The sequence below is a fragment of the Priestia sp. P5_B4 genome, assembly GCF_056400385.1.
In genome coordinates, this window is sequence record NZ_JBFULJ010000283.1 from 1 (window position 1) to 4,451 (window position 4,451).

Genomic DNA, 4,451 nt, shown 5'->3' on the forward strand with positions numbered 1-4,451 from the left:
CACCTGTTCCGCTTTTCCTGCAGGAGTCTCCGCCTTTCCCTCCAATCAACAGCTAGAAGCAGCTAACTACATACTTGAAACATACGTTTACCATTCCCATAAAAAATCCGAACGATTACTCGTTCGAATCTTCCTTCAACTAACATACTTTTGTCCAGTCTCTTAACCTTTACCAAGCACCCAGCGGCTTTTGGTAAACATCGTATAACCAACCGCAAATAAAACAACCGTACAAACCGATAAGCTTCCTATTGTATAGGCAAGACTCTGCATGTCATAGACACCGTAGAGAAGCTGTTTCATAAGTGCAAATACGTTATAAATAGGAATTAAAAAGACATTGGACTGCAGCTCGTTTACGGATTTTCCCATCAGTAAAAAGCATGGCAGTATCGCTACTGTAACAATTTGCGATGTATAGCTTTGCGCTTCTTTAACCGAACTTGCTAAGAGACTGAAGATACAAAGAATTAGCCCTGCTAATAAGGCAAACAAAGTGATAGCCACTAGTAATGAAGCGCTAAAAGCAATGAGATGATTATTTAGATTCAAGGCATCATTTAACGTCACAGTAAAGTAGCGTACAAAAAGCACAAATGAAATAGTAGAAAGCACTCCGCTTAAGACCCCAAATGTAGAAATAGTAAACCACTTCCCTATTAGTAAATGTAGTCTTTTAATAGGAGCCATGAGTAGAGCTTCCATCGTTTTTCGCTCTTTTTCTCCTGCGAAAATATCATTAGCGGAAGGTACAATACCACCTAACACCCCTATAGCAATAATCATAGGAGCATAAATTGCCACCATAATTAATGAACTATTATCTTTATTTGAAAGGCTTTGTTCCTTGACATAGAAGGGTTGAATCGTTTGATCATTAATATTTAATTGTGTTAAACGTTCTTTTATAATGCCGTCCCTCTGTTTATTTAATATAGCTGTAACGTACTCTGTTGTACGTGAAGATTCTACGCTATCTGGACTTGTATAAATCATTACGTCCGGCGATTGCATATGGAGAATTTTATCAGAAAATTCCTTATCAACTTTTAAAGCTACTGATGCTTTGCCTTTTTCCACTGTTTGAAGTGGATCTTCGCTTTCCACAACTTGAAGGTTTCTATCTTTCTTTAACCATTCCACTACACTTGTATCTGAGCCTTTCTCAACAGCTATGGACATACCATCAGGTTGATTACTAGACATCATTCTATCTACAAAAAACAGCATCCCTACATTTAATAAAATAGGAATCAACACACTAAAGATAATCGTCTTTCGATCTCGCAAACAATCAATTAACTCTTTTTTATAAATATGCCAAATCATATTAAGCCCCCCTCACGATACGCGACATAAAGATATAGTTTAAATCTGTGCTTTCTTCTTCTTTATAAAGCTGTTCATTTGTTCCTTGATAAATCATTTTTCCTTTATGAATCATGATGATAGACTGACACAGCATCTCCACTTCTTCCATAATGTGACTGGAAAAAATAATCGTTTTTCCTTCTCTTTGCAGACTTTTAATAAGCTCACGAAACATGTTTGCTGATGTAATGTCTAATCCTGTAGTCGGCTCATCAAATAGGATAACGTCCGGGTTATGAAGAATAGTTCGTGCAATGGCTACTTTTTGACGCATTCCTTTTGAAAAGCCTCCGACGCGGCGATCCAAGTAGTCTTTCATTCCAAAACGTTTGGCCAGTTCCTCAATCCTTATCTTTGTTTCATGTTTGCTCATGCCATAAAACTTAGCAAAATAAGCTAAGTTTTCACGAGCGGTCAAACGGTCGTATAAGCCTGTTTCACCGCCAAAAAGCACGCCAATTCTTTGTTTTATTTTATCCGGCTGTTTATGAATGTTAATTCCATGAATGAACATATTTCCTTCCGATGGTTCAAGTACAGTCGACAGCATACGTAAAAGAGTTGTTTTCCCCGCACCATTTTCACCTAATAGCCCTACAATTTCTCCTTGTGAGATAGTTACATGAATATCTTGAACTGCTGCAATTGTTTGCTTTTTCTCTTTAAAATATTTCGTAACACCTTTGATTTCAATCATATCCGCTCTCCCCTTTTACTGYGATTGACTATATCTTAGCTTATTTTTCATACAGCATCTTCCATCTTGTCATAAAGAGGGTTTTTTATGTCGCGAAACGTCCTTTCCACCTTGTAAATCATGGTAAAATAGTGTGGTAATATCCAATAGAATGAAACAAAGAGGGTTTTTATTTATGAAAGTAGGATTAGTGGACGATCATTCATATGATTTAGAGAAATTGAGGATTTCTTTAGAAAGAGAAGATGATATAGACATCCTTTTTTCGACTAGCAGCGCGGAGGAAGCTTATAACGAAATTAAAAAAAATGAAATTGATTTATTAATTACAGATATTGAAATGCCAAAGCTATCAGGTTATGAGCTTGCAGACTTTATCAATGCTTACGCACTTGATATTCAAGTCATCTTTGTCACTGGGCACAGCGGCTTTGCGGTTCATGCATTTGAACTCAACGTTTTAGACTACATTATGAAGCCTTATTCTAAAGAGCGTCTGTTAAAAGGCATTCAGCGTTTTCATCAAAAAAAACAATCAACTGACACAAGAGATAAGCTTATTTTAAAACAAAAAACCGAAATGCAAGTGCTGAACAAACAAGATATTATATTTGCAGAACGAACAGGTCGCTCTACCACAATCATAACGACAAATGGAGAATTTAGTACCTATCAATCATTAAACGAAATTGAAAAAGAATTAACAGCGAGTCATTTTCTAAGGTCTCATCGAGCTTTTATTATCAACATTTCCTATATTCAAAATTTCTCCCTGTATACTAAGCACTCCTACTCAGTGATGTTTCAAAGCACCGAAAAAACAGCTTTAATCACGAAAACAAATTTAGACATCTTGCAAAAAGAATACTTTTAAAGGAGGGACTATCTAAAATGAAACTATTTTACACACTAGTTTTACTAACTGTTTTCGTGCTCCTCTTTTTTAAAGACCTGCCTGTTAGTTTACATCTCCTACTTAGTTCTTTTATAATTGGTTCATTTTTTATATGGAGAAAGAAATATCAAACGGCTCCTTCACTAACTATAAAAAAAGCAATCGTACTGACGTCTTTTTTCCTGCTTTTATTTAGCCTATCTTCACCTTTCAGCATTGCCCTAACCGTTATCGCAATGATTGGTTACATGACCGACATGTTTTTCTCTTATCAACAATACATATTCGTAACCAACCGGGAAAGCAGTGCTTCACGTGAAATTCAAAAAAACAATGAGCTTTTTCAAGCGTTAAGGGCTGAAAGACATGATTTTATTAAACATGTCAGTGCCGTATCCTATCTTCTAGAAACAAATCAAAGACAGCAGGCACAAGAGTATATTCAAGATTACGTTGAAGCTTTGAATGATACCCATTCATATATTCAAGGTGAACATTCGCACGTTGCTTCTGTTGTACATCAAAGCAAGAATCAAGCACATACGTGGGGAATACATATGAATGTTCAATTAGATTCACCGTTATCACAGCTGCCTTTAAAGCACCTTGACCAAATGAATCTCATCATGAATTTACTGCATAATGCTTTAGAAGCCGCTCATTCTTCTGAGAAAAAAGAGATAACCGTTTCGAGTATGATCCGAAGCGGCATTTACATTTTAGAAGTCAGCAATTCTACCGCTCCTTTATCACGAGAGCGTCAAGATCACTTGTTTACTTCTTTTCATGTTACAGAAAAGAAAGAACGCCACGAAGGCCTTGGCACGTGGATTATTTCTGAACTTGTTTCCAACTACCACGGACGCTTGGAATATACGTATMACGATTTAACCCTTTCCATTAAAATAAAATTCCCAATAGTCGTTTCCTCAAAACAAGTAACATAGCCGCCGCAGCCCAAGCGGCTTTTTTTCGTATGAGCCTCTTCTATACGCACACACTATAAAAAGCACCGAAAAAAAGAAATATTTCACACTTGTTTTAGCTCTTTTATCGTCACTTTTTTAGTTTTTGATTTTTTATATGCAAATCTATTGCATTTCAAGTAAAAAACGAATATTATATATCATGTTGCTTTTAATGTTCGTTATTTTTGGAGGTTACTTATGTTTAAGTTAAAAGAATATAACACGGATGCTAAAACGGAGATTTTAGCTGGTATTACAACGTTTTTAACCATGATTTATATCGTCATTGTGAACCCAGTTATTTTGTCCAGCGCCGGCGTTCCTTTTGATCAAGTATTTACAGCTACTATTATTTCAGCGGTCGTAGCTACGCTATGGATGGCTCTTGCAGCTAACTACCCAATTGCTATTGCTCCCGGTATGGGAATGAACGCATACTTTGCTGCTTTAGTTGTTGGTTCAAATGGAAGTATCGACTATGCTACTGCTTTTTCAGCTGTATTCGTAGCGGGTATTATCT

General features: G+C 36.3%; 5 protein-coding genes. 3 read left to right on the forward strand and 2 right to left on the reverse strand.

Features of this window, described 5'->3' with window-relative positions; all coding sequences use genetic code 11:
• Positions 1-162: 162 nt before the first annotated feature.
• Both AC1DRF_RS17555 and AC1DRF_RS17560 read right to left on the reverse strand, forming a co-directional pair.
• On the reverse strand, positions 163-1,329 hold the full coding sequence (locus AC1DRF_RS17555) for an ABC transporter permease (RefSeq protein WP_280559246.1): 1,167 nt from the start codon (positions 1,327-1,329) through the stop codon (positions 163-165).
• A gap of 1 nt (position 1,330) precedes the next feature.
• Entirely contained in the window at positions 1,331-2,068 is a 738-nt protein-coding gene (locus AC1DRF_RS17560; protein ID WP_028407859.1) for an ABC transporter ATP-binding protein, read from the reverse strand.
• 175 nt (positions 2,069-2,243) lie between these two features.
• Here AC1DRF_RS17560 and AC1DRF_RS17565 point away from each other — a divergent pair, with 175 nt between their 5' ends.
• From AC1DRF_RS17565 to AC1DRF_RS17575, 3 genes are all read left to right on the forward strand, one after another.
• Entirely contained in the window at positions 2,244-2,942 is a 699-nt protein-coding gene (locus tag AC1DRF_RS17565; RefSeq protein WP_016763353.1) for a LytR/AlgR family response regulator transcription factor, read from the forward strand.
• A gap of 17 nt (positions 2,943-2,959) precedes the next feature.
• A complete protein-coding gene (locus tag AC1DRF_RS17570; RefSeq protein ID WP_477741272.1) occupies positions 2,960-3,910 on the forward strand; it encodes a sensor histidine kinase in 951 nt (316 codons plus the stop codon).
• A 219-nt stretch (positions 3,911-4,129) separates the two neighbouring features.
• On the forward strand, positions 4,130-4,451 hold a 322-nt coding region (locus AC1DRF_RS17575; protein WP_477741273.1), incomplete at its 3' end, for a solute carrier family 23 protein.

What these genes read in the sequence shown, in the direction of transcription:
- AC1DRF_RS17555 (WP_280559246.1), bottom strand. Translation starts at nt 1,329, where the DNA reads ATGATTTGGCATATTTATAAAAAAGAGTTAATTGATTGTTTGCGAGAT.
- AC1DRF_RS17565 (WP_016763353.1), top strand. Translation starts at nt 2,244, where the DNA reads ATGAAAGTAGGATTAGTGGACGATCATTCATATGATTTAGAGAAATTG.
- AC1DRF_RS17560 (WP_028407859.1), bottom strand. Translation starts at nt 2,068, where the DNA reads ATGATTGAAATCAAAGGTGTTACGAAATATTTTAAAGAGAAAAAGCAA.